The sequence below is a fragment of the Arthrobacter psychrolactophilus genome (genome assembly GCF_003219795.1).
Classification (GTDB): Bacteria; Actinomycetota; Actinomycetes; order Actinomycetales; family Micrococcaceae; genus Specibacter; species Specibacter psychrolactophilus.
Genome location: NZ_QJVC01000014.1, coordinates 1 through 16,857 on the forward strand (window position 1 = coordinate 1; position 16,857 = coordinate 16,857).

At 58.2% G+C, this 16,857-nt stretch carries 12 protein-coding genes; 7 read left to right on the forward strand and 5 right to left on the reverse strand.

The window, feature by feature from the left end; genetic code table 11:
• Window positions 1–445: 445 nt before the first annotated feature.
• Together CVS30_RS12660 and CVS30_RS12665 are read right to left on the reverse strand one after the other, a co-directional pair.
• Window positions 446–1,129, reverse strand: coding sequence for a hypothetical protein (locus CVS30_RS12660; protein WP_110485700.1), 684 nt, complete (start codon window positions 1,127–1,129; stop codon window positions 446–448).
• A complete protein-coding gene (locus tag CVS30_RS12665) occupies window positions 1,107–7,208 on the reverse strand; it encodes a hypothetical protein (RefSeq protein ID WP_110485701.1) in 6,102 nt (2,033 codons plus the stop codon). The genes CVS30_RS12660 and CVS30_RS12665 overlap by 23 nt, the downstream gene beginning before the upstream one ends.
• Window positions 7,209–8,636: 1,428 nt before the next feature.
• On the opposite strand from CVS30_RS12665, the gene CVS30_RS12670 reads away from it, so the two are divergent.
• Together CVS30_RS12670 and CVS30_RS12675 are read left to right on the forward strand one after the other, a co-directional pair.
• Window positions 8,637–8,918 (forward strand): Lrp/AsnC family transcriptional regulator, encoded by a 282-nt coding sequence (locus CVS30_RS12670; RefSeq protein ID WP_110485761.1) that lies wholly within the window; start codon window positions 8,637–8,639, stop codon window positions 8,916–8,918.
• Between the two features lie 6 nt (window positions 8,919–8,924).
• Window positions 8,925–9,659 carry a copper homeostasis protein CutC gene (locus tag CVS30_RS12675; RefSeq protein WP_110485702.1) on the forward strand — a complete coding sequence of 245 codons (735 nt, stop codon included), beginning with the start codon at window positions 8,925–8,927 and terminating at the stop codon, window positions 9,657–9,659.
• Window positions 9,660–9,662: 3 nt separating this feature from the next.
• Here the strand turns inward: CVS30_RS12675 and trpD are convergent, their stop codons facing one another.
• Complete coding sequence (trpD, locus tag CVS30_RS12680; protein WP_245934591.1) at window positions 9,663–10,727, reverse strand: anthranilate phosphoribosyltransferase; 1,065 nt, start codon at window positions 10,725–10,727, stop codon at window positions 9,663–9,665.
• A 187-nt stretch (window positions 10,728–10,914) separates the two neighbouring features.
• Here trpD and ctaE point away from each other — a divergent pair, with 187 nt between their 5' ends.
• From ctaE to qcrB, 4 genes are all read left to right on the forward strand, one after another.
• Window positions 10,915–11,553 carry an aa3-type cytochrome oxidase subunit III gene (ctaE, locus tag CVS30_RS12685; protein WP_110485704.1) on the forward strand — a complete coding sequence of 213 codons (639 nt, stop codon included), beginning with the start codon at window positions 10,915–10,917 and terminating at the stop codon, window positions 11,551–11,553.
• A gap of 90 nt (window positions 11,554–11,643) precedes the next feature.
• The gene (gene qcrC, locus CVS30_RS12690) at window positions 11,644–12,432 is read left to right on the forward strand and encodes a cytochrome bc1 complex diheme cytochrome c subunit (RefSeq protein ID WP_110485705.1); all 789 of its coding nucleotides are present in this window, start codon (window positions 11,644–11,646) and stop codon (window positions 12,430–12,432) included.
• 95 nt (window positions 12,433–12,527) lie between these two features.
• Entirely contained in the window at window positions 12,528–13,556 is a 1,029-nt protein-coding gene (gene qcrA, locus CVS30_RS12695) for a cytochrome bc1 complex Rieske iron-sulfur subunit (protein ID WP_110485706.1), read from the forward strand.
• Window positions 13,557–13,558: 2 nt separating this feature from the next.
• A complete protein-coding gene (gene qcrB / locus CVS30_RS12700) occupies window positions 13,559–15,232 on the forward strand; it encodes a cytochrome bc1 complex cytochrome b subunit (protein WP_110485707.1) in 1,674 nt (557 codons plus the stop codon).
• Window positions 15,233–15,315: 83 nt separating this feature from the next.
• Here qcrB and CVS30_RS12705 read toward each other — a convergent pair whose 3' ends face one another.
• Both CVS30_RS12705 and CVS30_RS12710 read right to left on the reverse strand, forming a co-directional pair.
• Window positions 15,316–15,555 carry a DUF2283 domain-containing protein gene (locus tag CVS30_RS12705; protein ID WP_110485708.1) on the reverse strand — a complete coding sequence of 80 codons (240 nt, stop codon included), beginning with the start codon at window positions 15,553–15,555 and terminating at the stop codon, window positions 15,316–15,318.
• Window positions 15,556–15,681: 126 nt separating this feature from the next.
• Window positions 15,682–16,461, reverse strand: coding sequence for a GntR family transcriptional regulator (locus tag CVS30_RS12710; protein WP_110485709.1), 780 nt, complete (start codon window positions 16,459–16,461; stop codon window positions 15,682–15,684).
• Between the two features lie 80 nt (window positions 16,462–16,541).
• Between CVS30_RS12710 and CVS30_RS12715 the strand changes: the two genes are divergently transcribed.
• Window positions 16,542–16,829 carry an HPr family phosphocarrier protein gene (locus CVS30_RS12715; RefSeq protein WP_110485710.1) on the forward strand — a complete coding sequence of 96 codons (288 nt, stop codon included), beginning with the start codon at window positions 16,542–16,544 and terminating at the stop codon, window positions 16,827–16,829.
• Window positions 16,830–16,857: the final 28 nt, after the last annotated feature.

Sequence of the window (16,857 nt, forward strand, 5' to 3'; positions counted from 1 at the left end):
TCACCAACTACGTCGCCAGATCACTGCTGGAATCAGGCGGATTCAGACCGAAACTACACTCTCAATTCTGAAGAGCCGCTAATTCCCCCTGGCCTTTCACCAGAAACCAGTCACCCAGCTCTTTCTCTTGGAGAAGTTTTCCTAGGATTTCACACGCCCAGTTGCAGGCTCCCATGGGGAATACCGGGCCCCCTATAGGGCCAACGTCTTGGGCTGCGGCACGGAACTCTTGGACAAAGGTGATCAGTCGGGGGGTCGAAGGACTCATTCTTTTGGTTCATTGGACGCTGTACTCTCCTTGGATTATTGTCCTCTCATTTCAGCAAAGGACATGGACAATCATCTCCGCCCCGTCGCCAGACGATCAAGCACCCTAACCATGAGACAGATCTAAACCGAGATGTACCTCAGTTGTGCTTTGTCTGGCGGCGGCCCTAACCCTGCCCTATGGACTGGGAGAAGTCATACCGTCGAGTTCGTCTGCAAGACCGTGAAGCTGATCGGCCATCGTCCGGAGTCTGAGTGCAAGGTTGCTGGTACTGAGCTCGGTTTTCTCCTCATAATCTGCACCATCGAATGCTTCATCGCCGACGAGATCCCGCAAGCGTCGGTGAACGCTGCGAGTGTTCGCAGACAGCTCATCCTTCAAAGGTGCCATCGCGGCCGCAGCTGCGACGAGCCATTCCTCGTTCCTCGAGGCCGCATCCTGACAGGCTCGCCAAACCAATGCAAGAACCGTCTGTCGGGTTAGCCGCTCAAGAGTAACCGCCGTGGCAGCCAATGGGGCCCGGGCGTCTTTTGCCGCGTCCAGGCCGGCTGCATACGACTGCAGCCGTGAGAATCTCCATGGTCGGTCATCACCCAGCATATCCAGGGCAATATAAACCTGATCGAGCTCGTACCCGGGCACCTGCCCTGGAAGCTTCCGCCGAGCACCCCAAACTTTCAAGATCGTCTCTATGATCTCCACTCGCTGTTCGACCGTGACACCGTCGGCGGCATCGGCGGCAGAGACTAGGGCAGCAAGGTGGTGAGCCATCCACTGGCCCGTCACGTCATGGTCTTCACAGGCCGCAGCGAGCTTTCGGCCGAGTTCAATGGCAGCCTTAAAACTCGGTCCATTGTCCATTCGGACTGATGAGATAGATTTTGGTTGACCACTCGACATAGCTGAATTCATCGTCTTCCTTCCGTTGATAGGACGATTTGTGAACGTCCCGTCTTAGATCTACCTGGACCACCAAGGTCATGTCGAGTTCGGTTAGTACCTCCCTGAGGAACTGCGAACTCACCATCAATTTTTGGCCACTCGTTCCGCTCCTCCGTTCCCGGCTGGTCCGCTCAGTGTCATCCCACACCTGGCTGCGGAACACGTCATCTGCCCCCTTTTTCCAAATGCGGAAGTCCTTATCCGGTGTGAGTCCAAATTTGTGTACCAGGTCGGGTCCCGGGCGAGGAGGCGGGAACACCACGTTTCGACCACGCTCGTCGCACTCGTCAATCGACGTTTCAAAGCTTGAGGAATCGATCCATGGGAAGAGTCGAAACGGTCCCGTCCGTTCGTAGTCGTCCTCACGGTCATCGTCAGTTGTCGGGAGTCGCCCCTGGCCTCCCAGCACATTCGTCTGAAGCGCGATGAGATACGAACGAGCCGTCGCATGAGGAACAAGGGCACTCGAAATGACGACTTCTTCAGATTTGCTTTCATACGAGGTCTCATACTCCGCGTCCACCAGGATCCAGTCTGTGCCGTGACCTACAACGGTCTCGAACGCTGCCGGCGTCAGCGACCAGCGCCAAAGGTCACTCGGGCTACCAGCGATGCGCAGCTCCGGGGCAGGGACCGGTGGGGCGTCCCTGCGGTCAGCCAGCCAGCGGCCATCGTGACGTTTCGGCATAAAATCGTTGCGCCACGAGGTGTACTCGTCGAGATTTGAATCCGGTTCCTTGTACGTCTTGAGGGTTAGCGCAAGGTTGGCTCCAAGGGTCAGGAGCGCATGAATTGCGGAGTAGAAAGCGAAGTCTTCCTCCTGAGGCCAGCTGCGGTGGTCAGGATACGATCCATCTTGTCCGAATACCCCAGCTTCACGCCGTGGATCCTTAGTTTCGTCGTACCCGGTTAGGTCTCGAGAGATGGCCGCCGCTTTGTTAGTCACGGCCTCCTCGGTCGTACCAAACACCTGTCCCAGGTCTCGGGCCCAGTAGGATCGGAAGTCGAAAAAGAACGCGTGGCCTCCATTGCCCAGCTCGGCGTCAGCAGCATTTGTGAACGGGTCATTCCTTGCACTTTGTCCCTTCCAATCCAGCTCTTCCCACTCAGCTTGCAGGCGGCGGGAAAGGTGGCCAGCCCATCCATGTGCCGGCTCGATGGAGCCGTTAGCGGATAGTGCCTGAAGTGTCTGCTGGGCCAGGACCTGATTGACAGCATGGGGTGGGCCATCGATGACGTTGAGAATCCACGGTACGAAGGGTTCCAAAAGGCTGGCATTCGGCTCTGAGGCGGCTCGATCGAGCGCGAATAGCAGCCACATTTTAGAGTGGAGCTCATATCTCGGGAATCGGCTGTCATGGAATGGGGCGGAGTTGTTCGTCCGGTCAGCAAACTTGGCGAGTTTGGTAAGGGTGTTGTGGTCGCCCATCTGAACGAGCAGAAGCACCGAGTGCGCGGCTTGCCAACGGCGTGCATTAGACATATCTCCAAGCGCCGCCCAGATCAGGCCAGCAAGACAGGTGGCAAGGTCCGCAGGAGGGTGCGGAATACTTGTATACGGACCGTCTGATGCTGTGGCTGGCGGTGCTAGGTCGTCGAAGAGTGCAGCAAGTGCGTCGAACACGTGCCCCGCTTCAGAGACCTCTAGAGTGCGAGCAATGTGGGATGCCAGGCTGAAGTACTCTGTGTGCTTCAGCGTGTGTGCTTTTTCGCCGAGTTTCACGAACCCCGCTTCAAGAATCGTGTCCGTCGATATTCCGGCGGCATGCGCGAACTTTGTTAGCTCGGTCCGGTCATACCAACGTGTCGCTATGTTCGATGCGAACCTATTGGCGAATACGTCAGCAAGGTAGGCAACCGACTCATTTAAACCGGCGCTTGGAGTTTGCTCGGATGCGAATGTTGCTGTGACGACGAAATCTTCTTCACGCGCATTGGTCGAGTCAGCGAAGGCCCGGATGGACTCTGCCAACTTGGCAGGAACCTTGCTGAGTGCTCGGCGAATAACCTTTCTGCGAACATCGGAGTACCACCTCGCTTTCGCGAATGCGCCATCCCATCCTTCCATGGTCGTGAAAACGAAGCGATTAACTATCTTCGATGGCTTCGGCTTCTTGGAACCCTGCCAATTACGAGACGTTCCTAGATCGAATTCCTCGCGTGGAACATCGCTGGTGCGCCGCAAGTAGGTCGTAGATTCGGAATAGACGTGATTCAGGCGTGCCGCGTCCTGCGGTGACAGTCTATCGACGACGGTTCTCCATCGAGTGGGCGCTCCAAAAGCCTCGACGGCAAGAGCCCCAATCGGCCCATCGGGTCTCGACGCACTGCTCATGATCGGGCCCAGGAGCCTGGTGAATGACAGGGAGCGTCTGTCGCGCTGTCTCGATGCTGCGGCGTAGTAGCTCGGGGGATGCATGGAGAAGAGCGGGTTGGCCAGCTGCGAAACGTCTGACCCCTCGTCGGTATCGAGAGTCTCCCCGATCTGAAGGAGCCGGTATGCTCGCTCAGGCTCCTCTCCTGTTCCGAGTCGATGAGCAGTGTTCGTTAACGCGTACCATCGAGCAGATAGGTCATCACCGACGAGCTTGGCCTCGCTGTCAGCGATGTTGAAGATGGCTCGCGCCTCAACTTCACTCGTTGCCAAAATTGCGCGTGCCAACTCGACCAACTCGTCCACGCGCATATCTGCATTGGAGCGGTCTTTCTGACTCACAGTGAGGGCGCGGTTCACTGCCGCAATGGCGAATCCAGCCAGAGCAGGGCTGCGGGCAGCACACCTGATAGTGGTCAGTTGCGAACGGGTCAGGCTTTCCCCCATTAGCTCGTGCCAACTCTCAAACTGAGCGATTATGGTTGGATCGGGGACCACCGACAAGATCCGGCTTGCGAAGTCTGCGACACCGTTGATGCGGACGAACGGTATTTCGTAGTGAGGTTTGCCAGTGAAGTCTTTCGTAGCGAGTGCCGCCAGTGTCTGGCTAAGCGACTCTGTCGGTCCGTCCATCACTGCACCGACTAAACAAGTAGCCCACGGCAGGAGCTGTGGAATATTCTGGTTGAAGGAGAGTGTGTCTCGATCGGAGGTCGCCTTGGTCTTTGACAGGCGCTCGAAGAATTCTTCGGCTACGACATCTTCGAGGCCCAAAGTCTTTTCGGAGAGGCGTGCCTTTAGTGCATGTCCGATGAGGCAACTCGTTGGCAGCAATCCAGACCAGTGCTCACCTGCGTGATTTCCTAGCGGCATAAGGTGAATGTCGAGGATTCGGAGTGCTTCGGTATGGGTGACCGCAGAGTTACGTGCAGCATGCATGAGTGCCCAGGTTACGCCTCGAAGGTCCTTGTCGTAGATGTGCGGTCCACGCTTGTGTGTGAATGGCTTCTTGCGAGCTTTCAGCATTTCACTGAGCGCGGTTGTCGCTGCGTGGGAGGGGACGATGCCATAGTCGAACATCGTCTCGCAAATACCGATTTGGATGTATTTGTGTGAGGCGGCAAGCACCATCAGCTCGGATAATTCGTCGGTACGGCCGGCGTCGGCAAGCCTCGATGCGAGACTCCCGCTGACTTCGCGGACGAAGTCGTTGGGCCGCCATCTGGCGAGAAAGTGAATCCCGGCGATGGGGCCTTCAATGTTGGTGATGGCGAACGCTAGATCGGCAATCACCACGGGCGTGATCTCCGCATGAAGATCACGCTGCGCATCTCTATCCATGCGAAGGATTGCGCTGATGGTGTTGTATGAAGCGGTGAAACGGGCACGACCGAGATCATGCCGTTCATGAAGGATCGACAACATCAGAGCCTCAACGTGGAGATTTGAGCCTGGCCAGCCAGCGGTCAATTCGCGGCCTGAACACAGAGAATCGACAACGTCCCAGGCAAGGAACCTAGCGGCAATATCTGGGTTTGCACGGAACATCTTCATTCGCCGTGCGTGTCCTGAGGAGAGCATGCCTGCTTTGACTGCCAACAGCGCTGCGTCACTGTTTCGTTTGGATCGAAGCGCCGCTCCGAGGGCGAACCTGGCTCGGGCCCTTGAAATCTCTTGTGCCTGGAGGTCTTGGATTCCAGTTGGAAGTCCCTCGTCGGAGAGCGCCAATTCGACCAGCTCATCGAGCATTCGGGCTTCGAACAGCAGCTGAGGCAGCACGGTGGCTACGTAGGCAGATTCGTTGGCGCAAGGAATAACCCGGGTCACAAAGTCGCGCATCTCAACTGGGCTTAGGCTGTGGTTATTCGTAAACCACGTTTCTGTCGGTTCGTCCCGGAATTGGAGTGAGTTGTTGTTGAAATGAAGTCCCCTTCCGAGAGCAACAGCGAAGCTTCGAATTGCGTCTTCGCTCAAGTCGGTGATCTTGGCGAGGTCTCCAAGTGGAATGGTCGGGTGCATTGTCGCGAGTGCTTGGCACAATCGCTTCAATTCGTCAGGGAGCAGGTGACCCTGCGAGGCAACCTTCTGAACCTGTTCTGCCAGCAAGGCATCAAGTGTCTCACCCGGTCGGTTGGTTGCGATCTGGATAGCTGCGATGGCGTCGCCCGCGCTCTTGGCACCTTCAATGGCCATAGCTTGGACTCGCGGATTCCCAGTACTCAGCACGTGGAGTTGAGCTCCCTGAGACTTAGTCGCCGCGGGAAACCTAGTCCGAAGATGTGCCAGTGTCTGCAATTGATCGAACCCGCTGAGTTCGATCTCGGTGACGCCTCCCGGTAGCTCCAGTAGTTCCTTTCGCTCGGGGCGGCACAGAGCAATGAGGCGAAAGTTCGAAGGCCACTCGATTTCGAACAGATCTGCCACGAACGCTCGCTCGCCGAACTTTGCAGCTGCCATAACGGCATTGTCTGCAGCGTCAATAACGATCGAGATGATTCCCCCGGGCTGGGCCACTGCGAGACGCTCACACGCCTTTCGGACCTTGTTCTCGAAGGATCGGACATAGTCGCCTTCGTCTGCGATCTGGGACGGAATTAGAGCGGTGGAAAGTCCTTTACTCGCGAGCTCGTTTGCAAGTTGGGTCAGAGCAACCTTGTGTTGGTGTCGCCGTTGACCGATCTGGCGGTAGTCTCCACCCGCAAAGCTATCAAATATCAACGTCAGCGAGGTATCTGCAAGTTCTTCCCTCAACATCCCTGTGAATATTGACTTTCCAACTCCACCGTGGGCGGTGAGAAGGAGCTTGGTCTCGGTGCCCGCCCGAAGTGCGGAAGCGACCTTGTCCACGTCTGATGTTCTAATTACGTGTTCGAGATCTTCGAATACGGGCATCGCAGGGAAAAGCTGATTCTCGGTTGTACGTAGCGTGACGAGAAGATCGTGGCGAGTGAGGGTATTGGACTTGGCCTCGTAAGTCGCCATAAGTGAGACCTGATTCAGGAGGTCCGCAAGTTCCGATCCAGTCCCACCACCAGGCAAATAGTCCTTTAGCTCATCGGCCAGAAACCGCTCAACGTCAGCGACTCCAACAGTTCCTTCGTCAACCGTAAATTGCTCGCAGAATTGTTGTTCAGATGCCGAATCCGCGCCGAACCCAAGCGCGGCGCGAAGGTATTGCCACTCGGGCTTATGCGACGGCATCCGCCCCAAACGTAAGTCGTCCAGAGTTTGGCGCACCTTACTGTTGAGGCGCCGGTTGGTGACGAAGCTGAACTGAACCTCTTCTGTCTTGCCTTCAGCAAGGGCGTCACGATAGATGACCGCGAACTTGGCGAGCGTCTTTGACAATTCAGAGGCTGTGATCCCTTCCTCGATGCGGACAGAGGAGTGCTTGAGCTGGTGGTAGTGGACACGACTTGGCAACGAATCTGAGCTTTCGCCAAAGTACTCTGCGACATCAATGACCTCATCGCTTGGTACGTCCAGGCCCTCAGCCGGTCCTTCAACACTGATCTTGATGAGGTCCGAAGTTGAGTCGAGAAGCCGTAATGCTCGTAAAGACGCCCAAAGATAGTGAAACCTGTCTCCACTACGCGTAGTTCGAACAATGCCAGCATCAGCCATATGTGAGACCTCACTCTTTGCAGTTGCCACAGACGAAAAGCTGCCTCCAGCGTAGTGGATCAAGAGCGTGAATCATGCTTGGCAATACGCCTGACTGTTAAGAGAAGCGCACGCGTATGTGCGCTACCATCTCGGCCACATCATGGAGCACGGATGCCCCACAATTAAGCACTTAGTCAATCTAATGAGTTTTTAATGAGTTCGGTGGGAACGGCGCGACACGAGGCAACTGCTCCAAACGCATAACCGCAGGTCAGCGGCCACCACCCCACCCCAAACAGCCACTTCCAACCGACGAGCGTTGTATTCGAAACCCAAGGCCATTTCAACGCGAAATGACGGGGTGAAAAACCACCCCGCCACTGCGAAAAACCCCGTAAATCCGGGCTTTTTGGCCCTCCAAAGCTCGAGGGCCCCCTATCGGATTCGAACTGATGACCCCCGCTTTATCACACTGTTTTGAAATTACCCTCGCTCCCCTGACCATGCATCGCTGGCCGACCGACACGCCAGACGGTTTTCTCGACTGATGATTAGGACTTTGTCCCGGCAGGTTCAACCGATGAATTACAGAGGATTTGGCACAGGTATTTCCCCTACTCGCGCGACAAGGGATGCAGAAAAACGAACTTCAACTAGCCTCACGCAACGGAAGCCGGATGGTTCTCTGCACCTTCATCGACCCGCCAGCCTTTCACACAGTCGGGATGACAGCGTAGACGTATCTCGAACCGAGCAGCCAACGTCTAACAATTGGCTCTGCCTGAAATTCGGAGCGGTCGAAAGATGCGACGCCCTCAAGAGTCATCTCATCACGCTCAGCAAGGCAGCGCGAGGCTGCCTAAAGGCCGAAGCCCACAGCTGGGTGCCGCACTCCGACTTCGCCGGTCATGCTGGCCGGTCCCTCACCTATGCTGGCTGGTGGAGAACGAGTGCCAGCTGGCCGCTGAGCTCGCCCACGCCGGAGTGCTCGAGGCAATTCGCCACGTCCATCGCCAGTTTCGCCCGCTGAACACCCGGTTCCAACAGACCTACACCGACTGGTATCCCCGAGCAGCGCAAGACGCCCGGCCTCCAATGACCACTCCGATTCCACGGATGTGACACACGGGGATCAACCACAGGTCAGCCGCCACGTATAGAAGAAATAGGGACGCGAACGAAAAACAAGGGCGCAGAGCTCGCGCGATTCGTGCCCATCTGTGCCTGCAGTGTTCGGGAGCTGCGCTTTCCGTCGGCCAGTGAGGGCCATTGGCAAGGTGGGCGCATAAACAGAAAGAGAGCCTCGTGGTGGTCGAGGACGTGTTGGAATCAGCCAATTCGTCCCTCAGATCAAGGGTGTGGGATACCATCAAGATGCGCCATCTCCCCACCGAGGGGCCTGAAACATCCACCCTCCGAGCCCCTCCCGAAGATAAGGACCTTCCCGTGATCACCGCATTCGTCATGATCAAAACTGATGCCACCCGGATCCCCGAATCCGCTCAAGAAATTTCCGAGCTCGCCGGCATCAGCGAGGTGTACTCGGTGACGGGTGAATGGGATCTGATCGCGATCGCACGCGTCCCCAAGCACGAAGACCTGGCAGACGTCATCGCCGACAAGCTCTCCAAGGTCAAGTCCGTCGTCTCCACGACAACGCAGATCTCCTTCCGCGCATACTCTCAGCACGACCTCGACGCAGCGTTTTCCCTCGGCATCGACCACTAGCCCCTCGTGGAGCTAGAAATTGCCGTCCAGGACGTCACAGGCGCACAACTCGCGGCCGCCAATGGCGCCGACCGGGTCGAGGTGTGCTGCGCGCTCCAACTTGGCGGCCTGACGCCCTCGCACGGTCTCCTCACGAGTCTCCGCGCGGCCGAGCCCGAGCTGCCTCTGCATGTTTTGATCCGCCCCCGCCCCGGAGACTATGTCTATGACGCGGCGACGGTGGATTTGATGGTGGCCGAGATTCAGGCAGTGCACGACGCCGGAGCCTCCGGAGTGGTCATCGGCGCCTTGACGGCCCAGGACCAGATTGATTGCGCCACCATTGCGACCCTGATCGCCGCGGCCCAGGGTCTGCACATCACTTTTCACCGGGCCATCGATCACCTGTCTCTGGACGACACCTTTGCGGCCGTTCCACGCCTAGCCGAACTCGGCGTACAGCGCATCTTGAGTTCGGGAGGCGCTGCACGGGCCGGAGATGGCAGGGCCCAATTGCGTGCCATGCATCAGGCAGCGCAGGGTCAACTGCGGATCATGGCCGGAGGCGGGGTCGAGATCAGTGACTTTGCCGGTTTTTACGAGGACGGCCTACGCGACGTGCATTTGTCGGGCAAGGCCACGATCAACATCGCACCGCCTCGTCCGTGGACGCCGGCGGCAGCACTCGAGGATCCCAGTTACTTTGTGACTGACCCACAGCTCGTGAGCCAAGCAGGCAGGGCCGTTCTGGCCCTGCCGTAATGCTTAGTCGCGGCTCGCGCTGAGCTTGACCCATGAGTTGAGTGCATGGGCGGCCGCGCCGCCGTCGATGGAGGCCTCGGCACGGGCCAGGGCAAACTTCATCCGCTCCAGCAAGGTGCCTGAGGCGTTCTCGTCGTAGGCCACGAGTCCCGCGGCAGCGTTCAACAACACTGCATCGCGCACGGGGGAACGTTCGCCGTCGAGAATGCGGCGCACCACATCGGCGTTGAAGTCGGCGTTCTTACCGCGCAGATCCTCAATCGTGGCCCGGGCAATACCCAGATCCAGAGGATCGAAGTGGCTCTCGGTGACTACATTGTCCCGGACCTCCCAGATCGTGGAGGTGCCCGTCGTCGTAAGTTCATCCAGACCGTCACTGCCACGGAAGACCAGCGCGCGAACGCCACGGGCGGCAAGGACTCCGGCGATCAAGGGCGCCATCGTCGCGTCGGCAACGCCAATCGCCGAGGCCACGACGTGGGCCGGGTTGGTCAACGGGCCCAGGAAGTTAAAGGCTGTGGGAACACCAATCTCCCGTCGGGCCACGGCCGCGTAACGCATGGAGGGGTGGAAGAGGTTCGCAAAGCAGAAGGTAATGCCCACCTCACTGGCCGCCTGCGCCACAAGCTCCACCGGCATATCGAGCCGGACGCCCAGGCTTTCCAAAACATCAGCCGAACCCGCCGCCGAGGATGACGCCCGGTTACCGTGCTTAACAACAGTGACCCCGGCACCGGCACACACGAGGGCGGCCATGGTCGAGATGTTCACGGTATTGAGTCGGTCGCCACCGGTGCCAACAATGTCCAAGGCGTCCTTGTCCACGAGCAGGGGGCGGGCGTTAGACAACATGGCCTCGACCAGGCCGGTGACCTCGGCAACCGTCTCACCCTTGGCACGCAAGGCCACCAAGAACCCAGCAATCTGCACATCGCTCGCGTTCCCGGCCATGATCGTGTTCATGGCCCACGCCGTATCGTCCTGGCTGAGGTTACGCCCAGCGATCAGGGCGGCAATCAAATTAGGCCACGTGGGAGTGTCGGAAACAGTGTTCGGAAGTGGATTCACTTTCCAAATGTTAGTCCAAACTCGCACCCTCCCAGCATTTGTGACCATTGACACAACACGCGCCCCTGTGCATAGCTGACTGTATCCAAGCTGTGAATATGCCGGAATTTCGCAAGTTTGTAGAAAAAGATCTTGGAATCGGAGTTTTGCATTGGGAACTCTGGCGTTTTATAGACATAATGTCTATGTGACAACTGCGACCCATGCCCCCAGTACCCCGGCGCATCCGACGCTGAACCGCCCGAACTTGGTTTCTGTAGGAACCGTTGTTTGGTTGGCCAGTGAGCTGATGTTCTTTGCCGGCCTTTTTGCCATGTACTTCACGCTGCGCTCCACCACCGGTGGAATGTGGGCGGAAGAAACGGCCAAGCTGAACTTCCCGTTCGCCTTGGTTAACACCCTCATCCTGGTTTCCAGCTCATTCAGCTGCCAGATGGGCGTGTTTGCCGCGGAGAACCTTCGGCCTCGCCGCACCGGAAGCCGCTTCAATTTCTCCCAGTGGGGAATGACGGAGTGGTTCCTGTTGACCTTCGTACTCGGTGCCATCTTCGTTGCCGGTCAGTCGACCGAATACGCTCTGCTGACCTCCGAGCACGTGACCCTCAATTCAAACCCGTACGGCTCTGCCTTCTACATGACCACAGGTTTCCACGGCCTGCACGTCCTTGGCGGACTCGTCGCATTCCTCCTCATCATCGGGCGCGCCTTTGCGGCTAAGAAGTTTGGACACTTCGAAGCCACTAGCGCGATCGTGACTTCTTACTACTGGCACTTCGTGGATGTCGTGTGGATTGGCCTCTTCTTGGTCATCTACGTCTTGAAGTAAGCCGTACAGAGAGCTTTCTTCTCCAAAGTAAGAATTAGCATTTGCGGCCCTCACCAGGGGCTGCCGGATATAGATCAAAGGAACCACCAAGTGAAGGCACTTTCGCAGAAGCGACGTCATCCGCTGGCCGCACTAGCGCTGCTAGTTTTGGGGCTCATGTTGACAGGTGGGCTATACGCCGTTGTCACAACCGTGAATGAAGCCAAGGCCGATACCACCACGTTTACGGCGCACCAGGTAGAAGAGGGCGAAAAGCTCTTTGTTGCCAACTGCGCCACCTGCCATGGCATTGGCGCTAACGGCACGGACGCAGGACCGTCCTTGGCCGGCGTTGGCGCTGCGGCAGTTGACTTCCAGGTCGGAACAGGCCGTATGCCCATGCAGATGCAGGGACCCCAGGCCCTCGGAAAGCCTGCTCAGTTCACGACTGAACAGACTCGCGAGCTGTCCGCTTACGTTGCCACTTTGGGCGACGGACCGGCCGTTCCTTCCGAGGAGTACCTCGACGGTAATGGCGACGCTGCCGTAGGCGGCGAGCTGTTCCGCGTGAACTGCGCCATGTGCCACAACGCCGCCGCAGCTGGTGGTGCTTTGACCCGTGGCAAGTTCGCCCCGGCATTGGCTGGCGTTTCCAACAGCCACATCTACGAGGCTATGGTGACCGGTCCGCAGAACATGCCGGTCTTCAACGACGCGAACATCACGCCCGAGGGCAAGCGCGACATCATCACCTTCCTGAACACCATCGAAGAGCAGGGTAACCCCGGCGGAGCCAAGCTTGGCTCCTTGGGTCCGGTCTCCGAAGGTCTGTTCATCTGGACTGCTGTTCTGGGTGTCATTGTTGGCTTCACCGTTTGGCTGACGTCGCGTACTTCCTAGTACCACCCGCCACAGAATTTTGGCTGCACTAGCAGCCGCGAGAAACATACATTACGACCCCGGTGCAACCGGGATAAGAGAAGGATGAGGGGATTATGGGCAACCATAGTGACGGCACGCCGACAAGCTCGGACGCCGTAGCTAAGGCTGGTCACGAAGAGGTGGATAAGTTCCAAGATCCGGGACTGCCTCCACATCGTTTGCGACTGGCTGATACGAACCCCAAGGCAGCAAAGCGCGCCGAGCGCCAGGTGGCATGGCTGTTCATTATTTCCATCGTGGGCACACTGTTGTTCTTCGTTGGCTACTTTGGTGTTCGTCTCGATGACACCATCGCTACCTTGCGTATCCAGAACACGTTCCTGGGCTTGGGCGTGGCATTTGCCATGCTCGGTATCGGAACGGGCATTGTGCACTGGGCCCGCGCCCTCATGCCTGACCACGAAGTGGCCGAAGAACGTCATGAGATCCGTAGCGAAGAAGATCGCCAGGCCGCTGTCAAGATCATCGATGACATCATCGACGAGACCGGCATCAAGCGTCGCCCGCTGATCCGCAACACGCTGATCGGTGCCGTAGCTCTGGCACCCTTGCCGGCTGTTGCCATCTTCCGCGACCTCGGCCCCTTGCCGGGTGACATGCTGCGTCACACACTCTGGAAGGAAGGCGAGCGTCTTGCTCGCGATCCCGACGGAACACCCATCAAGGCCTCAGATGTCACGATCGGCTCCGCCTTCCACGTCATTCCGGAATCCCTGAATGACCTGGAAGAAGGCAAGCTCAACGCCAAGGCCAAGGCCGTCGTGTTGTTGATGCGCCTCAAGCCCGAGGACCTGAACCCGTCCGAGGGCCGCGAAGACTGGAGCTACAACGGCATCGTTGCTTACTCCAAGATTTGCACCCACGTTGGTTGCCCCGTTGCTCTGTACGAGCAGCAGACACACCACCTGCTGTGCCCCTGCCACCAGTCGACCTTCGACCTGACGCAGGAATGCAAGGTCATCTTCGGCCCGGCAGTCCGTCCGTTGCCGCAGCTGCCGATCACGGTCGACGCTGATGGTTACCTCGTCGCTCAGAGCGACTTCCACGAACCTGTTGGACCGAGCTTCTGGGAGCGTGGCTAATCATGTCATCAGCAACTCAAACTCCGTTCGAACCCACGACCTCCACCGGTCGCATCACCAACTTTGTTGATGAGCGCGTTGGCGGCTCAGGGATCCTGCGCGAATTCGGCCGTAAGGTCTTCCCCGACCACTGGTCCTTCATGTTCGGCGAAGTGGCTTTGTACTCCTTCGTCATCTTGCTGCTCTCGGGTACCTTCCTGACGTTCTTCTTTGATCCGTCCATGGCAGAGACCCACTACCACGGCTCCTACGTACCCCTCAAGGGCGTAGAGATGTCAGTGGCATACAGCTCTTCCTTGAACATCTCCTTTGAAGTACGTGGCGGCTTGTTCATGCGCCAGGTTCACCACTGGTCGGCTCTGCTCTTCGTCGCCTCGGTGTCCGTGCACATGCTGCGCGTGTTCTTCACCGGCGCGTTCCGCAAGCCCCGTGAACTCAACTGGGTTGTCGGTGGCGTTCTGCTGATCCTCTCCCTGGCTGCTGGCTTCACCGGCTACTCCCTCCCCGATGATCTGCTCTCCGGTAACGGTCTGCGCATTATCGACGGCGTGGTCAAGTCCATCCCGATCGTTGGAACGTACATTTCCTTCTTCCTCTTCGGCGGAGAATTCCCGGGAACGGCTATCATCAGCCGCCTGTACATGCTCCACATCATGCTGGTACCGGCCATGATCTTGCTCATGGTGGCTATCCACCTGTTCATGGTCGTAGTTCACAAGCACACGCAGTACCCTGGCCCGGGACGCAACGACCGCAACGTCGTCGGCTACCCGCTCGGCCCGGTTTACGCTGCCAAGGCCGGTGGATTCTTCTTCATCGTCTTCGGCATCATCGCCATGATCTCAGCCTTCTTCCAGATCAACCCGATCTGGAACTACGGCCCGTACGATCCCTCCCCCGTTTCCGCCGGTACCCAGCCTGACTGGTACATCGGATTCGTCGATGGTGCGCTTCGTTTGATGCCGGGTTGGTTGTTCAACATTCCGATGGAATGGAACATCCCGCTGCCGTGGGGCACCAACACGCTGTCCTTCAACGTTCTTGGCCCGGCTCTGATTCCCGCCGGCCTGATCTTCGCTCTCATGTTCACCTACCCGTGGATTGAGCGTTGGGTAACTCGCGACAACCGCGAGCACCACGTGCTGGACCGCCCGCGCAACGCACCGACCCGTACCGCTATCGGTGTTGCAGGTGTTGTTCTGTACTGCGTCATGTGGGCCGCTGCAAGCTCCGACTTGATCGCAACACACTTCCACGTTTCCTTGAACGATGTCACGTACTGGCTGCGTGCACTATTCTTCATCGGCCCGGTACTCGGCTTCATCGTGACCAAGCGCGTAGCCCTAGCGCTGCAGCGTAAGGACCGCGAAATCGCCCTACACGGCCGTGAAACCGGACGCATCGTACGCCTGCCGCACGGTGAATTCCAGGAAATCCACGCACAGCTCGATGACTACAAGCGCTACAAGCTGGTTGGTTACGAGTCCCCCGTTGCTGAAGAAGGCATCCCGAACGAAAACGGGATTGTCACCAAGAAGGAAAACCTGCGAGCCAAGCTCAGCAGCTTCTTCTTCGAGGATCGTGTTGCTCCGGCAACACCTTCAGAACTGGAAGCCGGTCACCATCATGAAGCCATTGAGGCCAGCGATGATGACAACAAGGCAGTAACGCACTAAGCGTCACACCCGAAAAAGGCTGTGGCCCGATTCCCATCAGGGAGTCGGGCCACAGCCTTTTGTCGTTGAATTCTCTTGGCGTTCTATTGTTGAGTTCCATCTGACTTCGTCGCTCGTGCAAGAACTTCTGGAGCGATAACCGAGGAGGCAAACAACACCTCAACCCCCAACAGTTGTCCGGCAAGATCAAAGTCGAGGATGATTTCCCCTCGTCCCCCTGGAGTGTACATCGAGTGGATTTGCTGCGTTGCCTGACCCTGTGCCAGGGGTCCATTGACCTCGAGGTAGGCGGCATCTGCCACAGAGTCGTAGCGGAGTCGCATGGTTTTCCGTTCGTTGCGGCCGACTACGCCGGTGTTGGGTCCGCCTCAAAGTTGTCAGCCTGGCAACGATGCTGACGTTCCTTAGGACGCCGCAGCTGGTCGCTGGAGGCCCTCAATGCGTGAGAACTAGTACATGCGCCGGGTTCGGGCACCGGGGCGCTGTAGCGGCACACGCAGCTTGTAACGGTCGGCCCGGTAAAAGGAGACGGAATAGTCCACGGTTGAGCGAGACACAAAGGCGTGCCGTTCCGTGCGCAAGACGGGAGCTCCGACGTCGACCTTGAGAAGGCGAGCGATAGAGGGGGTGGCGGCGTTAGCCTCGATCGTGTCCTCACCCCATTCGATCACGAGGCCATAGCGCTCCCCCAAGACGTTGTACAGGGACGAGGGCGGTCCCGCGTCGAGAATGCCCGGCACACGCCAGGCGGGGATGAAGTTCTCATCAACGCTCATGGGCTCCTCGTCGGCGAGCAGCAAGCGGCGCAGGCGGATGACCAGCTGTCCTTCTTGAATCTGCAGCTCCCGGGCGAGCCGGGCCGTGGCGGGAATTTGTTCAAAGGCCAGTGTGCGCGCCGAGGGGCGCATACCGCGGCGCGCCATCTCCTCGGAGTAGGAGGTGAGCTTGAGCGTCACATCGACCTTGGGTTTGGCCACGAAAGTGCCAATGCCCACGATGCGCTCCAGGAGCCCCTCCTCGACGAGAGCCTCGACGGCGTGACGGAGGGTCATGCGGGCAACCCCAAAACGCTCGGCCATGTCCCGTTCGGAGGGTAGCTGCTGTTCGGCTTTCGTGCCATGGTGCACGTAACTTCTGATCAGCTCACGCAATTGAATATGGATGGACACGGGTGAATCCCTGTCCAGCTCCCCCGGGATGACTTTCGCTGAAGGCACTAGATAGCCCATGTAACTCCTCTGCTTACATGTACCACCCTAAAACACGACTACGATCTATACAGCACATCTCTCGTCTCTAGGAGTCAACCATGTACACCCGGAAAGCCACAGTGGCGGCCAGCGTCGGTCTTCACGCCCGTCCTGCAGCTGTTTTTGTTCGCGCCGTCAACCGCACGGGCCTTCCCATTACTTTGGCGAAATCAGGAGTGAGCGCCATTGATGCCCGTTCGCTGCTGGCTGTCATGAGCGGTGATTTTGCTTTCGGCTCCGAGGTCATCCTCAGCGTGAGCCACTGCGACGCCGAGGCGGCATCCATAGAGGCTGCAATTGATGCTCTGGCAGAGTTGCTGGGCACCGACCTCTCCGAGCAGGCCTAGGCCCCTCAGACGGCCTCAGCCCTGCCGC